The 15156-nt window shown below is 61.1% G+C and carries 15 protein-coding genes and 2 pseudogenes; 8 read left to right on the top strand and 9 right to left on the bottom strand.

Features of this window, described 5'->3' with window-relative positions:
* Positions 1–192: pseudogene (locus tag P9273_RS14690) on the top strand (S-(hydroxymethyl)glutathione dehydrogenase); the annotation flags it as partial.
* A gap of 594 nt (positions 193–786) precedes the next feature.
* On the top strand, positions 787–1848 hold the full coding sequence (locus P9273_RS14685) for an aromatic ring-hydroxylating oxygenase subunit alpha (RefSeq protein WP_082045179.1): 1062 nt from the start codon (positions 787–789) through the stop codon (positions 1846–1848).
* Positions 1849–1977: 129 nt separating this feature from the next.
* Here the strand turns inward: P9273_RS14685 and P9273_RS14680 are convergent, their stop codons facing one another.
* Together P9273_RS14680 and P9273_RS14675 are read right to left on the bottom strand one after the other, a co-directional pair.
* Positions 1978–2202, bottom strand: a complete 225-nt coding sequence (locus P9273_RS14680; RefSeq protein ID WP_040999791.1) for a hypothetical protein — start codon at positions 2200–2202, stop codon at positions 1978–1980.
* 110 nt (positions 2203–2312) lie between these two features.
* A complete protein-coding gene (locus P9273_RS14675; RefSeq protein ID WP_040999790.1) occupies positions 2313–2522 on the bottom strand; it encodes a cold-shock protein in 210 nt (69 codons plus the stop codon).
* A gap of 301 nt (positions 2523–2823) precedes the next feature.
* On the opposite strand from P9273_RS14675, the pseudogene P9273_RS14670 reads away from it, so the two are divergent.
* The 3 genes and pseudogenes from P9273_RS14670 to P9273_RS14665 all read left to right on the top strand — a co-directional run.
* A pseudogene (locus P9273_RS14670) lies at positions 2824–3230 on the top strand (ferritin-like domain-containing protein); the annotation flags it as partial.
* The gene (locus tag P9273_RS32375) at positions 3231–3521 is read left to right on the top strand and encodes a DUF6894 family protein (RefSeq protein ID WP_442920223.1); all 291 of its coding nucleotides are present in this window, start codon (positions 3231–3233) and stop codon (positions 3519–3521) included.
* Positions 3522–3874: 353 nt separating this feature from the next.
* Positions 3875–4030, top strand: a complete 156-nt coding sequence (locus P9273_RS14665) for a hypothetical protein (protein ID WP_442920216.1) — start codon at positions 3875–3877, stop codon at positions 4028–4030.
* Positions 4031–4145: 115 nt separating this feature from the next.
* Here P9273_RS14665 and P9273_RS14660 read toward each other — a convergent pair whose 3' ends face one another.
* On the bottom strand, positions 4146–4334 hold the full coding sequence (locus P9273_RS14660) for a hypothetical protein (protein ID WP_040999786.1): 189 nt from the start codon (positions 4332–4334) through the stop codon (positions 4146–4148).
* Positions 4335–4672: 338 nt separating this feature from the next.
* Between P9273_RS14660 and P9273_RS14655 the strand changes: the two genes are divergently transcribed.
* Positions 4673–5029, top strand: a complete 357-nt coding sequence (locus P9273_RS14655; RefSeq protein ID WP_040999784.1) for a VOC family protein — start codon at positions 4673–4675, stop codon at positions 5027–5029.
* Between the two features lie 916 nt (positions 5030–5945).
* Here P9273_RS14655 and P9273_RS14650 read toward each other — a convergent pair.
* The 6 genes from P9273_RS14650 to P9273_RS14625 all read right to left on the bottom strand — a co-directional run bounded on the left by P9273_RS14650 (position 5946) and on the right by P9273_RS14625 (position 10913).
* Positions 5946–7313, bottom strand: a complete 1368-nt coding sequence (locus tag P9273_RS14650) for a DegQ family serine endoprotease (protein ID WP_040999782.1) — start codon at positions 7311–7313, stop codon at positions 5946–5948.
* A gap of 106 nt (positions 7314–7419) precedes the next feature.
* Positions 7420–8166, bottom strand: coding sequence for an ETC complex I subunit (locus P9273_RS14645; protein WP_278049539.1), 747 nt, complete (start codon positions 8164–8166; stop codon positions 7420–7422).
* Between the two features lie 66 nt (positions 8167–8232).
* Positions 8233–8742 carry an Hsp20/alpha crystallin family protein gene (locus P9273_RS14640; protein WP_278049507.1) on the bottom strand — a complete coding sequence of 170 codons (510 nt, stop codon included), beginning with the start codon at positions 8740–8742 and terminating at the stop codon, positions 8233–8235.
* An 86-nt stretch (positions 8743–8828) separates the two neighbouring features.
* Entirely contained in the window at positions 8829–9308 is a 480-nt protein-coding gene (locus P9273_RS14635) for an Hsp20 family protein (protein WP_278049506.1), read from the bottom strand.
* Positions 9309–10061: 753 nt separating this feature from the next.
* Positions 10062–10466, bottom strand: a complete 405-nt coding sequence (locus P9273_RS14630) for an Hsp20/alpha crystallin family protein (RefSeq protein ID WP_040999779.1) — start codon at positions 10464–10466, stop codon at positions 10062–10064.
* A 12-nt stretch (positions 10467–10478) separates the two neighbouring features.
* Positions 10479–10913: an Hsp20/alpha crystallin family protein gene (locus P9273_RS14625; protein WP_040999777.1), complete on the bottom strand. Its 435-nt coding sequence runs from the start codon at positions 10911–10913 to the stop codon at positions 10479–10481.
* Between the two features lie 1064 nt (positions 10914–11977).
* Here P9273_RS14625 and ligD point away from each other — a divergent pair.
* Positions 11978–13849 (top strand): DNA ligase D, encoded by a 1872-nt coding sequence (gene ligD / locus P9273_RS14620; protein WP_278049505.1) that lies wholly within the window; start codon positions 11978–11980, stop codon positions 13847–13849.
* A complete protein-coding gene (gene xth / locus P9273_RS14615; RefSeq protein ID WP_278049504.1) occupies positions 13846–14667 on the top strand; it encodes an exodeoxyribonuclease III in 822 nt (273 codons plus the stop codon). Before ligD ends, xth begins: the two co-directional genes overlap by 4 nt.
* Positions 14668–15156 lie beyond the last annotated feature (489 nt).

The raw sequence follows: 15156 nt of genomic DNA, 5'->3' as shown, positions 1-15156 counted from the left end.
CGCACCTGGATGGGCACCGCCTTCGGCGGCGCGCGCGGCCGCACCGATGTGCCGCGGATCGTCGACTGGTACATGGAAAAGAAAATCCAGATCGACCCGATGATCACCCACACGCTGAAGCTCGACGACATCAACAAGGGTTTCGACCTGATGCATGAGGGCAAATCGATCAGGAGTGTCGTGGTTTACTGAAATTGCCCAAAGCGTCAGGCGTCTCACTGCCTCTAATTGGTCTGTGTGTTCCCAACGTCTGTCGCCCGATCGGCGGCTCGACTCGTCTTCTGCGCAACCCGAGACCAGCCGCCGATCAATTATACCGCAGCCCAACCCTTGCCATGGCGCCGCATCTGCTTTTGGGCAGTGGCAAAGGCGCCTTGAATGGCCGACATGAGGCGCAAAGCGGCCCTTCGCCTTATAATGATCAGACTAGTAGTCTGAAAAGGGGCCGGCTGCTGACTGTCGGGTTTCGGCCGCGCTCGGCGGATAGCTGCCATTCGGCAACGGCCCCGTCCCCGTCGTTCGCGAGCGAACCGCGCCATTCTGATACCCGCCGTTCATCAGGCAGACGACAAACTGGGCTACGAAGTCGGCCTGGAAGCTGTGCCGCGGTTAAGGCATCCGAGGTGATGATCGCGTCACGACTAGGTCGGCGAATTCGAGCCGCGACTCCAGCAAATCTGCGTTAAAGCAAAATTGCACGCCGGCTTACAGGCTTTGCGCAGCAGAGCCGAATCCCTTGCGATGTCGCCCCGCTTACGACAGGATTGCCGCAACTGGAGGTAACCTATGACGCCAGATACCTTGCGACCCGACCACCCGCCACTCGAGACTCCGCCCGTGCAATACCTGAATTTGGATCCTTCGCTTTATGTCCGCGATGATATCTGGCAGCAGGAACGGTGTAATATCTTCGCGCACACCTGGCAGTTCATGGGGCCAGTCGCCTCGGTCGCGACGTCCGGTCAATACCTTGCCATCGACATCGCCGGCACACCGATCTTCGCCATCAGGGGCCGGGACGGGACCTTGCGCGGATTTAAGAACGTCTGCCGCCACCGGGGGGCGAAACTTCTGGCCGATGGCGCGGGCAAATGTGGGCTGATCGTTTGTCCGTATCACAAATGGTCCTTTGCCGACACCGGGCGGCTGGTGCAGGCCCCATGGTATGGCAAGGATCCCGCGATAATCGCCGAAGACTGGCCGCTGGAGACGGTGCAGTTGTCCGAATGGCGCGGGCTGCTCTTCGCGGCACTCGACCCAAAGGAAAGCCTTCTGGATCAACTTGGCTCTCTGCCCGCCGAACTGGCGGACGAGCCGTTGGAGACCTATGCCGCCACCGACGAGGCTACTGTCAGCTTTGCGGCGAACTGGAAGATCTACACCGACAATTTCGTCGAAGGCTACCACATCCCAGGCACGCATCCCTCCTTCTACGCGGCCATCGACTTCGAAGCTTTCCAGACCACCGCCCATCCCGGTTATGTCCGGATGACCGCACCGCCAAAAGACGGTCTGTTCTATCGCGGCAAATGGCTTTGGATGTGGCCGAACTGGACGCTGTCGCTTTTCGATGGCGGCATGAACGTTAGCCGGATCAACCCGACCTCACCGCATCACACAGACCAGCACTACCATTTCTTCTTTGCCGACACCTCTGCAGAAGCATCCGAGAGCAGGGCGAAATCTGTGCAAGGCACCCTGGCCGTGGTACGCGAGGACTACGCCATCTGCGCCGATACGCATCGCAACTATGCCGCAGGGGCGTATAGCTCCGGCCCGCTTTCGGGGCGGCATGAGCGGGGAGTGCAGTATTTCCAAGAACGGGTCGCTGCGGCACTGGGGTTGTGACCGCCCCTGGCGTCCTCGTCCGCCCAACCTCCCGCCGCCGCGGACGTGGATTCCGTCTGGCCGGCGCTTTAAAGGAACCCCAAGCCCCCGCCCCTTTGTGGCGCCGGCCGATGGCACCGCTCGTTTCGGCTAGACGTGCTTGGGCTTGATTGTTCGCTTCTGGGTGGGCGCCGTGTTCGCCTTTGTTGCCTCGCTGGCAAGCCTGGCCAGCCTCAACCGTTCGGTCTTCTGGTCCCGCGCGGCCGCTTCGCCGTTGGTGATTTGGCGGGCTGCCCGGGTGGTGGCGTCCTGCTTCGTCTCGCTGGCGGTCGGCTTGGGCTTGAATATCCCTTGCGGTATTTCGGGGTGTCGCATGTGCGGTCTCCGATCATCAAACGAAAAAAGGTCGGGACTTGCCCGACCTCTCTGATCTGCGCTCTGCAGCCGGTGCCAGTACATCCGTGGTCAACGACCAGCGCACTAGCTTATGCGGCCTGCAGGTTCTCGGCCGCGCTCTTGCCGTTGCGGTTGTCCTTCACGAGGTCGAAGCTGAGCTTCTGGCCCTCGACGAGCGAACGCATGCCGGCCCGCTCGACAGCGGAGATGTGGACGAACACGTCCGGCTGGCCGCCACCCTGCTCGATGAAGCCGAAGCCCTTTGTGGCATTGAAGAACTTTACGGTTCCAGTATTCATGACGATTTCCTTTCAATCATCCATAGAAAGTTGCCTGCCGCGCAAGACACACGACAAACGGTTTAGATCGATTTTGAGAGGAGAAGATCGCCGACGACGCTGTTCGCGTCAGAAACAAAGTTCGACAGCCAAGATCGATATTCTGCAACATAGGCCTATCCCGTGTTCTAAACAAGGCACGGTCGGGAATAATTCTTCAACTAAAGCGAGACTGCGCCGTCCGCTTTCCCAACCCGGATGGTGGGATGGAACATTCATCCCGTTCGCTCTTTCTGCGCTGCCAGTTCCGGCTTGGAGGACCATGAAAATGCTGGCTGATATTTTCGAGCATACCCTTCAGGACGTCTATTACGCCGAGAACGCGATCACCAAGGCATTGCCCAAAGTGGCAGAGGCGGCAAAGGACGCCAAGCTGAAACAGGCAGCGGAGGACCACCTCCAGGAGACCAAGGGACAGATCAAGAAACTGGGGCAAGTGTTCAAGTCGATCGGCAAGCAGGCTTCCGGCGAGAAGTGCGACGCCATCAGGGTCTCATCAAAGAGGAAGCGTCGGGAACAGCTCTCGACGCCGGCCTGCTGGCTGCCTGCCAGGCGGTCAAGCACTACGAGATTTCCCGGTACGGTTCCCTGCGGGAATGGGCAAAGGATCTCGGGCTTGACGAGGCGCACAAGCTGCTCAGCGAGATCCTCGGCCAAGAGAAAGCGACCATGTTTGGTTCATTTCGGGACCAAATAGCTGGCGTCGGTTTTGCAACGAGAAGGATTTTCCGAGGTCATGCGATCATGCCGAGGTTCTTTTTCGATGTGTCCGAAAGGGGCGACGTGTACCACGATGCGCGCGGGACAATTCTCCCAGGCTTTGGAGCCGCCAGGCAGAGGGCCTTCGACATCGTGCGCAAGCTCCGGCCGGGGCCGCGCGACCAGACCGATGCAATCTGCACGGTCCGTGATGCGGGCGGCCATCTGCTAACGCAGGTTAGCTCCGAACGCGCCAGGTGAACCAGCGGGTGAACGTGAGTTCGGGACCCGCCGGGACGGTAGTGTCTCAGTGTAAAATTTGAGGCCGCACAGGCCGTTGCCGCAGCCTTCCTCAGGACCGACGCGCGTGCTGATCTCGGTACAAGCGAAGCCCTACAGCCGCGCCCCCTTCATTATTCATTCATAATATCAGCAGATTCTCATTAGCGGGCATGCTGATGCTCCTGAAAGCAACACCAATCTATGGGCAGGCTGGCGGAATTCGGGCGGCGGCGAAACAGACACGGGTGGGGGAGGAGGACTGACCAATGTCGAATAGAGAAATCGGAACATCCCGTTCGCTCGGGATGCGTGTCGCCGAGCTGAGAACCAGGATGCGGGAAGCCAAGATCACCGAGCATGAGATTAAAGCCTTCCAGAAGGTCGCGGCCATCATGGGGCGCGGCGAAGGCTCTTTACGCATCGACGCGGACGATCTGATCGCCGCGTCCTTTCTCACCGAGTTGATGGGCGAACCAGCGCTGAATTGACAGCTTCTCGCTACGGCGCTTTGGCGCCTGTGGATGGCACCGCATGATCACCGGATGCCAGCGCCAGAAAGGCGGACCATGGTCCGCCTTCCCCTAGCATAGACGTCAGAACGAGTTAGCCACCCATCTTCTTGACCAGAGCGCAGAAACCGGCACGCGCCTTGTTGAGCGTGGCATCGCCGCAGTCGATGGCGCGCGCAGCAAGGATGCCGGCTCGGGCACGATCGAAGGCGAGCCTCCGGCCGAGCCGGAAGGAACGGCCGTGATCGAGTTGCGCACCGGACAGCGAGATCAGCAGCGGCACGAAGCGGGAGGTGACATCCGGCCGCCGGCGACGACGCGGAAAATGCCCTTTTCACAGACCGCCCTCCGAAGCCCCGTTGGCAATTCAGGGTGACGATGCGGCCGACCGGCAGATACGGAGCCGATCCGTCGAGGTCTTGGTTAAGCGCGATCGTCTTCGCCACCATCCCGGAAAAGACCTTGCCATAGTGCCGCGTCAGAAGAGCGGACAGCGTCACGCCTCCCGATTGACGGTGACAGTTTCTGTCATGAATGGAACCTTCAGCGCGGGCGGGATGCCGGTGATCCTGGAACAAGACCGTTCCTTTGCTCATTGAGCGGCAAGAAGGGAGACAGCGAATGCAAATTCAAGCAATCTATGCCGCCCTCGCGACGGCAAACATGGATCGCGCGGAGCAGTTCTACACCCAGCTCTTCGAAAGAAGGCCTGATGATCGTCCCATGGATGGTCTGATCCAGTGGCGCGGCGTCGCAGGGGCGAACATTCAAATCTTCCATGACCAGGAGCATGCAGGTTCGGGAAGGATGACAGTTGTCGTGCCGAAAATGGACAAGGCCCGCCGATCGCTCGAAGAAATTGGCGTTAGCGTCTCCGGGGAAAAGCAGGGTGACTACGGAAAGATCGCGCAGGTCACAGACCCTGACGGCAACCTTATCACTCTTGCAGAGCCACCGTGGCGGCCTTTCCAGACATGATTGCGCCTACAGGTCGGCGCCCAGTGTCTTCTCGGTCAGCTCTGCTTCCATTTTACCTCGTGAGTAGCGAGAACAGCGAGGCGAAGACCTCCGGCGGAGAACCTCGATTTGTGGTGATCGAACCAACCTGGCGCCTAGCTGCCACGCTGAGGAAGCAACGCAGGCCGCGCCCGAGGGACTCGCCAGTGTCAATCGGCTTCATTGGGCGGACAAGACGTTCATCTTCATGTTCTCATCGAGCATACTTGAATTCAATTTCGGTGCGTTCGACCGAGGCCATTCGCTCCTGAGCTGGCTGGCTGCGTCGTTCCGCTGCGCAGCCGCGGGTTCCATCGATGCGGCTTCTCTGGGGAGCCAGGCCGCATAGTTCTTGCGCAGCACGGCAAGCACCTGCGCACGCCCGCTAAGATCGACGAATTCGATGTGATCGGCAAACTTGCTGACGTTGGTTGCGACTTGGTCGAGGAGTATTCCGCATCGCCTCCTATGCGCCACCAGCCGATTGAGATGCCAGCGCGCCTGCTTCGAAATGCTCGTAGGCGCGCCGGAAAAGCGCCAGCCGACATGTGCATGACCGAACCGCCCGTGTGTATGGCGGCAGTCTGTTCGGCAAGCGCCTGGGTGCCGCCGAGGCCGATCCGGCAAAATGCCGGAGGAACATCTGCTGCACCTGATCCTGCGGGGTTGCGCCAGTTGCCATTCGAAGCTCCGGCAAAAGGGAAATGAAAGAGGCGCAAACGCATTGGTCATCACACCGGGCCGGACGTGTTCCCGTCGCTTTGCAAACGACTTCTGAGCCGCGAAGTCTGCAACTACATCATAAGCCCTTCGCTATAGGTGGCGACCCATACCAGGGTCATTACGACTTCTTGGTCATTTCCATCACGGCTACCTCATCTCACATGACGCGCCGAATTTATCGCACAACCAGCAGAAGACGCCCACCGTCACGGATGAGTTCCAGCGCCAGTATTGCGCGCTGGCCAGCGATCGCACTGCGCAAATCGTGCACGGAAGAGATCGGCTTGCGGTTGACCGCCACGATCATGTCGCCCGTCCTCAGCCCCGCTCTAGCCGCCGGGCTAGCGGGCTCGATGCTCTCGATCACGACACCGGCTGCGCCTGCCCGCTGGGCTTCCTCAGCCGAAGCGTCACTCATCCTGGCGCCCTGCAGGAGGGTGCCTGCCAGCGTCTCCGACCCGCTTTCCTGTGCGGCGATCGTCACGTCGATCGTGACTTCGCCATTACCGCGTTTGACGGCAAATTTGACGGTATTTCCGGCAGGGGTGAGGCCGATGCGGTTTCTGAGGTCGGTCGTGCCTTGCACGGGATGTCCGTCGATTGCGGTGACGACATCACCGACCTGCAAACCAGCCTTCTCTGCCGACGAGCCGGGTTCGACATTGGCGATCACCGCGCCGCGGAGGTCTCCGAGTTGCAGCGCCTTTGCGAGGTCCGGCGTCAAATCCTGAATGCCGATCCCCACCTTTCCGCGCCGCACCTCACCGTGGGCGATCAACTGCTTCATCACGGAGACAGCCATGTTGCTCGGCACGGCGAAACCGATGCCGACATTGCCGCCGGCTGGGCTGAGGATAGCCGTGTTGATGCCGACCAGCTTGCCGTCCAGAGTAACCAAGGCGCCGCCGGAATTGCCCGGATTGATCGAGGCGTCGGTCTGGATGAAATCCTCGTAACCCTCGATGTTGAGTCCACTGCGGCCAAGCGCGCTGACGATGCCGGACGTCACGGTCTGGCCCAGACCGAAGGGATTGCCAATGGCTACGACATAGTCGCCGACCTTCAGGGTGTCTGAATCGCCGGTCTCTATCTGCGTGATGTTTTTAGCGTCGATCTGAAGCAGCGCGATATCGGTGTCCTTGTCGCTGCCGATCAGCTTTGCCGGGAATTGCCGGCCGTCCTTGAGGGTGACGGAGATTTCGCTGCCGTCCCCTACGACGTGATTGTTGGTCAGAACATAGCCCTTCGCCGAATCGACGATGACGCCGGAGCCGGCGCTCATCCTGGCCTGCGGCAGCTGCTCCGGCCCGAAGAAACGCCGGTAATTGGGGTCGCTGAAAAGCGGATTGTCTTCCTTGGGGGCTTTGGAAACGACCGCGATGTTGACGACGGCCGGTGTGACGCGCTCCAGCATGGGCGCAAGCGTCGGCAGGCTGGATGCCTCAGCTGGTGCAGTCGTTTGCGCAGCAACGGGTGCGAGGGTGAAGAAAATGGCCCCCATCGCAACGGAGACGACGCGGAGCTTCGGTGCGAGAGCGAACATTGCTTGCCTCCCTGACCTGGTGATGTCATTGCTATCTGCGGGGCTAAGCCCGCGGGGTTTGAAAAAGCGGGCCCGGAATTGCTCCAGACCCGCTCGTAGGCACACCTTATGCCGCCTTGCGCACGCCTGAATTAACTTGGTCAGCCGCAACCTCCCGTTCGAGCGCGAGCAGCGCCTGCTCGACCTCGTCGAGGCGCGAGGGACGGTTGTTTTCAGGCATGCCCTCATTGGTCGCCAGATCGATCAGATACTCCGTCCAAGCCCAGTTCATCAGGATCGAGCGCTTGGCCTCCAGCGTCAGCTTCGGATCGCGGGCCACGCCCATGGGCGACGTCCAGCTTTCCGGACCGGACGGATCGTTGCGGTTTGCAGCGCCGTCGAGGGCGCGCCCGTAGCTCTCCTGAAGTGCGCCAAGTCCTAGCCGGTCGAGTGTCATGTTGGAAAAGCCGTAGGTCGACCTTCCGGGCTTGGCAGGCCTCGAATTGGTCGCCCCATCGTCAGCCTGCTCCGTCGGGTTCTGAACGACATAGGACAGCCCCTGTCGCTCGGCGTAGCGAACGGCCGACTCCAGCGTCGGGAAGTTCAACTCGACTTGGGTAAGCGTATCGCGGCTCCCGGTGTAGCCCATCAGCGGCTCGATAAAGGGCGCGGTGCGTCGCTCGAAAACGAGACGCCAGCCGCGCGAGCGGGCCGCGCCGGAAGTCGTCGCCGCGCGGGACGGCTTGTAGATCCGTGCGACGGCGTCGCCCGAGAAGGTCGAGCGTCCCATCGAAAGGGGCTTCTGCCGGTTGTCGTTCGACGACCACCACTGCGGGATTGGTGTTCTGGTTGATCCGTTAACCTGTCTCTCCATCATTCATCCCTCCCTTTTTGGCAAGGACGCTGCCGCCGGCGGCCGGCCGCCGGCGCCTGCCGCGCGTCAGCTCTTGATGGCGATGCGCTTTACCTGCGACTGCGCCTTCTCGCTTTTGGGCAAGGTCACGGTCAGCACACCATTGCTGAAGCGGGCATCGACCTTGTCTTCCTTGACCTCGTAGCCGAGCGGGATACGGCGCTCGAAGCGGCCATAGAAGCGCTCGGAGAACCGCCTGTCCCTGTCCGCGGTTTCGGAGCGCTTCTCGCCCTTCAGCGTCAGCACGCCGTCGTCGAGCAGGACTTCGATGTCCTTCTCCTCAAGACCGGGCACCTCGGCCGTCACCTTGACCTCCGTTTCGCCGTCGGAAATCTCGACGCTTGGCCAACCACCGCTGAAGACGGAAGCGCCACTGAAGGCGGGTAGGGTCGAACCGAAGCCGCGGAAGACATCATCGAACAACCGGTTCACTTCGCGATGCAGCGACAGCAACGGATCACGGTCGCCAGCGCGGAATATGGTCGGAGCCTGATTGCCGTTGTTGCGGCCCCAAGGGATCAGATCTCGAACGCTCATTTTTCTTCTCCTTCGTCCGTTGCGATTGACAATGCACCATTCTGCGCCGGGCCCATGCACCCGCGCGCGTGCGCTTGCGGAATGCCTTAGGCGGCCGGCTTCTCAGCCTCGATCTGCTTCGGCGAGGACTTCGACGTCGTCTTGCCGCTCGTCGCGATTTCGATCTGGCGCGGCTTCACCGCTTCAGGAACTTCGCGCTTGAGATCGATCGTCAGCAGACCGTTGACGAGCCTGGCATTCACCACCTTTACGTGGTCGGCCAGCTCGAAACGGCGCTGGAAGGTGCGACTGGCAATTCCACGATGAAGATACTGGCCATTCTCCTCGCCCCCCTTCTGGCCGGACACCAAGAGCATGTTGTGCTCCTGGGTCAGGGTCAGATCGTCCTGGCTGAAGCCAGCTACCGCCATGGTGATGCGGTAATCGTCCTCGCCGAGCTTGGCGATGTCATACGGAGGCCAGCTGTCGATGGTTTCGCCGCGGCTCGCGGCTTCAAGCGCGCTCAGCATTCGCTCGAAGCCGATGCTCGACCGGAACAGCGGGGTGAAATCGAGAGTGGTTCTCATAGCCACATCCTCCTCTGAGCAACATGGGTACAAGACTGCCGTCGGCGGATGCCGCTTCGCCGACATGCCCGCCCCAAGATGGGCCTCCGGCGGAGTACGATTTAGTTCAGCGGTATCGGCGTTCAAGAGGCCTTGCAGAAGGTGCCCATGCAGAGGGGCGCCAACACCAATAGGAGACGCGCCGTTCCGGTTGACTTTCCGGGTATGAAGGGTCTGTAGTCTGCGCGGCTCGGTCGCTTTGGGCCACCGTTTTCTCCGTCCAGGAGAGCCGCAATAGCCTATTGCCCGCTTCCTTTGAAACCAGCGCACAAGCTCGAGCTCGGCGAGAATTAAGCTGCCCAAGACAACGAGGCGAGCCGCCGACACGCTGCAACGCCGGAATGCTTTTCTCCTCGATCGTGCTGTTGGCCAGTTCACCCGGTGCGGGCATTGCGGCGGCTGGGATGGCCTCGGGGCGGGCCGCGGGCGCTCGTCGCGTTGCTATCTATGGGGAAGCCCTATCCCTCGCTACCGCATTTGACGCGGCCTCGTCACCTTCCTGGTCGGTAGCAGCTAGATGGATGCCCGCCATTCCCTGCCTGGAGTGACGGGCATCTGATGCTTCATGGGATCAGGTCCTTGGTCCCATCATTAACCTCCCCTAGGGCGTTTCACCGTTTCACGGAAACGGCGAAACGCACTATTTATCTGTGTTTACGCAATTCCGGACGGAAAACCGCTCACACTTTTCCTGGAATTGCTCTAACCCAACGGCTAAGCCATCTTGAGTTGGATTTTGCGGGCTTTGGCTGGCGCCGCCTTCGGCAGCACTAGACGCAGGACGCCGTTCTTGTGCGACGCCTCGATGCCATCGCGGTCGATATCCTCGGATAGCGTGAAGACGCGCTCATAATCGCCGGCGCTATATTCGGCATAGACCTGACGATAATTCTGATGCTCTTGATCGGCCGCGTAGCCGCGGATCGCCAGTGTCCGTTTCTCGAGCGTGATATCCACTCCATCCGGGCCGACGCCGGGCATATCGACGAGAAGGACGACATTGTCCTGCGTCTCATAGATATCGGCCCGCGGCACGAATACGGGCCGCGAGCGGGTCCGTTCGCCGCCGACAGGCTTGCTGATGACCTGGCGATCGGTGGTCCTCAGTTCCTGAGCCATGGTTCCCTCCTCTCATCCCTTGATCTGGATCTTCTTCGGCCGATCCGCCTCCGGTCGCTGCAGTTCGACCTCGAGCACCCCATCGCCAAAACGCGCCTCGACCTGTTCCGGATCGACGCGGAACGGCAGTTGCACCGTCCGGGAGAAGCTTCCGTAGGGGCGCTCGCGTCGATGCCAGACGGATTTCTCGTCATCAGCACGAGATTCGAATTCGCCCTTCAATGTCAGTGTATTGTCGCGCACCGTAAGTTCTACCTCGTCGGGCGCGATTCCAGGCAGTTCGGCGGTCAGGGCTACGCTATCCTCGCCGACCCAAAGATTGACCGGGGGAAACTCCTGGGCGGCACTGGCCGTCAGGCCGGCCAAACGCTGGTTCACTTCCTGTTGCATGCGCCGCATTTCCAGAAACGGATCGAATCCGACGCGGCCCAAATCCGACAACAGCATGGCTATCCTCCTTCGACTGATGACCGGGCGCCGCAACGCGCGAAGCACGCGTGCACCGGAAGCGAACTGGATCGAAGGCAAGCGGGAGGCGATCAGGCAGAGACCGAAACGGCCAAGAGTCAACTCGCAACCGCGAGGAGAGAGGTTCGGGCAAACGCCGGAACACATCCTCCATGCGAGCGACATGAACCGAACTCGATCCATGATAGGACCGTTGTTCCCGTGCCAGGACCCATAGCGGCATCCGGCAAAAATGAGTTAGGGGCGGCTAAATTGCGTTTCAAGAGTGATCTTTGAGACGTTGCGCGATCGCCGACCGGGCCGCTTGTCTCTCTGGCCGAAGCGTCTTAACCAAGAGAAACCCGGCTGGAAGCGGCCGCAGCAGCTCACCTTCCGGCTTTGCCGGATGAGCCAGGCGGACCAGTTCTCGTTAAGAACCACCACCTCGAGGCCGTCAAGCCGCGCTTCGTTCCGAGGCGGCCCCTCGGAAGGCCCGCAGTGTGGTACGTTGAATTCAATGTCGCCGGCGATAAATCTGTGGCTCATCCCCGAGTTAGTCGGCCAGCGCGGGAGGAGCTTTCCCGTGCCGCACGCCCGCGGGGACCAGGTGCGCGATGGCGGCTCGGGACCCGATCCACGCGAGTTGCCGCCAAAGGGGCTGCGCAGCCGCCGACATCTTCATTCCGGATCTCCACATCGACAACATCAAGATCGAGACCCGGATTTCGGGTGAATTGAAATTTCTTGCCCGGCTCAGGATCGCAAGCGGCACCAGAGCGTTACAGGACCAACATCGAAACGACGCGGGCGATCGATTCCAGCGAGACGACAGTGGCAGACAGCGGTCCAAGCGAGGCGCCACCGGCCGTCGGCAGATCGCCGGCGGTGAAAGCTACGAGAGCAGGCCGAGGCCTGATCAAGCGGGTCGGCAATGATCGCGACAAGCTCAATACCGCCGCAGCGAACCCAAGCAATAGGCTGCGGAATGCGAATGACACATCGGACAGTTGTATTGGTGAGAGTGAGGATTGAGTAAGTCAGCGTCGCGTCGGCCCACAATCGAAGTGTCTTCCACTCGCCCTGCGAAGCCAGCCTCGCGCGACACGGCCAATCTCGCGCCACCTGCGTTCCGGCCGGTCCAGCTCGCAAAACTGGTGGACACCGTCCCCGCCGGCGATCGCTGGATCCACGAAATGAAACACGATGGCTACCGCATTCTCGTCGCCGTGGGCGGAGGCGAAGCGCGCGCCTATACGCGCTCCGGCCTGGACTGGTCTGGCCGCTTCCCCTCTATCCTTTCGGCGGCACGTAAGCTCAAGGTTCGCTCCGCGCTCATCGATGGAGAGGCTGTTGTCATCGACACCGAGGGGCGATCGAGTTTCCAGGCCCTGCAGAACGCATTGAGAGGCGCCCCCGCGAGCATCGATTTTTATGCCTTCGACCTGCTCCAGCTCGATGGCGAAGACCTGACGGGAGTTCCGCTCGTGGAGCGAAAGGAGAAACTCGCGGAAATTCTGCCGGCGAAGAGCCCCAGCCTTCGCTACTCCGATCATATCCAGGGCCGGGGGGAAGAATTGCTAAACCGCTTCTGCGACGCCGGTCTCGAGGGGGTGATCTCGAAGCTGGCGGATTCGGGTTACGTCGGCGCCCGCGATGGAAGCTGGCTGAAGATCAAGTGCATCAAACGTCAGGAATTCGTGCTCGTCGGCTGGACGTCGTCGGACAAGGATCGCGCGTTCCGATCGCTAATCCTTGGGGTCCATGACGGCGGAAAGCTACGCTACGCCGGCAAGGTTGGGACCGGTTTCGATACCGCCGAGATGGCGCGGCTGATGAAGATCATGGCGCCGCTGGAGCAGAAGGCCGCCACCGTCGAAGCACCGCGCGCGGAGGTCCGCGGCGCGCACTGGCTGCGTCCGAAGCTTGTCGCCGAGATCGCCTACACCGAGATGACCAATGAAGGAACACTGCGCCATCCAAGCTATCTCGGCCTGCGCGAGGACAAGAAGCCGGAAGCCGTTGCGCTTGAGACGGAACATCACACTGCGACGCTGCCGCCGCCGGTGACAAACACGATCGCGATCAGCAATCGCGGCCGCGTCATCTACCCCGAATCCAACATCACCAAAGGACAGCTTGCAGATTATTACGCCGACGTCGCCGCGATCATGCTTCCCTGGGCCGGCGGCAGGCCGATCAGCCTTGTCCGCTGTCCGCAGGGCCGCGCCAAGAAATGCTTCTTCCAGAAGCATGACGCCGGGAGCTTCGGCGAGAAGGTCCATCACGTCGGGATCACCGAAAAGGACGGCCATGAGGAACCCTACCTTTATGTCGACGATGCCGAGGGGCTGATGACCTGTGTCCAGATGGGAACGATCGAGTTTCATGGCTGGGGAGCGCGCATCGAAGACGTCGAGAAGGCTGACCGCCTGGTCTTTGACCTCGACCCCGACGAGGGGCTGGATTTCGAGGCTGTGCGCGCCGCCGCATTCCAGTTTCGGGATATCCTGAAATCGCTGGGTTTGACGACATTTCCGATGCTGACCGGCGGCAAGGGTGTGCATGTGATCGCGCCGCTCACGCCCCGGGCCGAATGGCCTGAGGTGAAGGCTTTCGCCTCCAGGCTGGCGCAGGCGGCCGCGCAGAGTGATCCGAGCCACTTCACCGCCGCGTTGTCTAAGGCGAAACGGAAGGGACGAATCTTTGTCGATTATCTGCGCAACCAGCGCGGCGCGACGGCAATCATGCCGTACAGTGCCCGGTCGCGGCCTGGCGCTCCGGTCGCCGCGCCCATCACTTGGGCGGAAATGAAGACAATCTATGCACCTTCCCACTTTCATGTCGGCGATGCGCCCGAGCTGAAGAAGCGCGCCGCATCGAAGGCTCTCGCGGGATGGGGCCGGGCCGACCAGGTCCTGCCGGCTCTGATGCAATGAGAATTGCGACCTATAACGTCAACGGTGTCAACGGCCGCCTGCCGGTGCTGCTGCGCTGGCTGTCGGAGGCACAGCCGGACATCGCCTGCCTCCAGGAACTCAAGGCCCCGCAGGAACGCTTTCCGGAAGAGCCGATCCGTGACCTTGGCTATAACGCGATATGGCACGGACAGAAAAGCTGGAATGGCGTCGCGATCCTGAGCCGTGTTGGCAATATTCATGAAACGCGGCGAGGCCTTCCCGGTGAGCCCGACGACAGCCATAGCCGCTACATAGAGGCCGTAGTCAACGGCATCCTGGTCGGCTGTCTCTATCTTCCGAACGGCAATCCGAGGCCAGGCCCGAAATTCGACTATAAGCTCCGCTGGTTCGATCGGTTAATCGCTCACGCCGAGGAACTGCTCGATTCGAAGCAGCCGGTGGTGCTGGCAGGTGACTTCAACGTCATGCCGACCGATCTCGACGTCTACAAGCCCAAACGCTGGCTCGACGATGCGCTCTTCGCGCCCGAAGCGCGCGCCGCTTATGCGACGCTGCTCAAACAAGGCTGGACCGACGCGCTTCGCACCCGTCATCCCGGTGAGAAGATCTACACGTTCTGGGATTACTTCCGCAACGCCTTCGGCCGCAATGTAGGCCTGCGCATCGATCATCTGCTGCTGAGCCCGTCGCTCAAGAAGCGATTAGTCGACGCCCAGGTCGACGTTGAGGTGCGCGGCTGGGAAAAGAGCAGCGATCACGCGCCTGTATGGATCGAACTGTCAGATAACCGCGCACCAAAGGTTTCACCGAGAATTCGCTCCGCGCCCGGGGACTAGCCAGTCAACCCCGCGCTGAACGATGATGACGACTGCCGACGGAATGCCCTTCTTGCACGACGCCGAGAATTCCTGATGTCTAGTCGAGTGGGTCGCACCTTTGCGTTCATCGTACGCTGGTCGTTGATGGGCCAGTGCATCGCTCTACGAGGTTGATCTGCATGAACCGCCCGTTTTTCACGACGTGCAAAAGCCGCAACCGCGGCAACAAGACCGCTACGGCGGCGATGTTGAGATGCTCAAGCTGCCACGGGGACTTCGACCGAAGGAACCAGGGCAGCGCCCCTTCACTGTCCTGCACGCGAAGGATCGATCATTCCCGAGCGCTGCCAGCAGCGGCACTCCCGCTGAGAGGCCTCGAGACCGGCCGTGTCGACCAAGTGGAACAACCGCGTCGCCAGGCCCGGCATTAGCTTACGCAGCGCACGGCTGCATAGTTCCTGCGCCGTCGAACTACCGTCCGCCTCCGCTTCTGGACCTCGCCAAAGA

The sequence above is a fragment of the Mesorhizobium sp. WSM4935 genome, assembly GCF_029625735.1.
Lineage (GTDB): Bacteria > Pseudomonadota > Alphaproteobacteria > Rhizobiales > Rhizobiaceae > Mesorhizobium.
Note: the sequence above shows the minus strand (reverse complement) of the source record. Positions and strands in the feature narration are given on the sequence as shown.

What these genes read in the sequence shown, in the direction of transcription:
- P9273_RS14685 (WP_082045179.1), top strand. Translation starts at nt 787, where the DNA reads ATGACGCCAGATACCTTGCGACCCGACCACCCGCCACTCGAGACTCCG.
- P9273_RS14680 (WP_040999791.1), bottom strand. Translation starts at nt 2,202, where the DNA reads ATGCGACACCCCGAAATACCGCAAGGGATATTCAAGCCCAAGCCGACC.
- P9273_RS14675 (WP_040999790.1), bottom strand. Translation starts at nt 2,522, where the DNA reads ATGAATACTGGAACCGTAAAGTTCTTCAATGCCACAAAGGGCTTCGGC.
- P9273_RS32375 (WP_442920223.1), top strand. Translation starts at nt 3,231, where the DNA reads ATGTTTGGTTCATTTCGGGACCAAATAGCTGGCGTCGGTTTTGCAACG.
- P9273_RS14665 (WP_442920216.1), top strand. Translation starts at nt 3,875, where the DNA reads ATGCGGGAAGCCAAGATCACCGAGCATGAGATTAAAGCCTTCCAGAAG.
- P9273_RS14655 (WP_040999784.1), top strand. Translation starts at nt 4,673, where the DNA reads ATGCAAATTCAAGCAATCTATGCCGCCCTCGCGACGGCAAACATGGAT.
- P9273_RS14650 (WP_040999782.1), bottom strand. Translation starts at nt 7,313, where the DNA reads ATGTTCGCTCTCGCACCGAAGCTCCGCGTCGTCTCCGTTGCGATGGGG.
- P9273_RS14645 (WP_278049539.1), bottom strand. Translation starts at nt 8,166, where the DNA reads ATGGAGAGACAGGTTAACGGATCAACCAGAACACCAATCCCGCAGTGG.
- P9273_RS14640 (WP_278049507.1), bottom strand. Translation starts at nt 8,742, where the DNA reads ATGAGCGTTCGAGATCTGATCCCTTGGGGCCGCAACAACGGCAATCAG.
- P9273_RS14635 (WP_278049506.1), bottom strand. Translation starts at nt 9,308, where the DNA reads ATGAGAACCACTCTCGATTTCACCCCGCTGTTCCGGTCGAGCATCGGC.
- P9273_RS14630 (WP_040999779.1), bottom strand. Translation starts at nt 10,466, where the DNA reads ATGGCTCAGGAACTGAGGACCACCGATCGCCAGGTCATCAGCAAGCCT.
- P9273_RS14625 (WP_040999777.1), bottom strand. Translation starts at nt 10,913, where the DNA reads ATGCTGTTGTCGGATTTGGGCCGCGTCGGATTCGATCCGTTTCTGGAA.
- xth (WP_278049504.1), top strand. Translation starts at nt 13,846, where the DNA reads ATGAGAATTGCGACCTATAACGTCAACGGTGTCAACGGCCGCCTGCCG.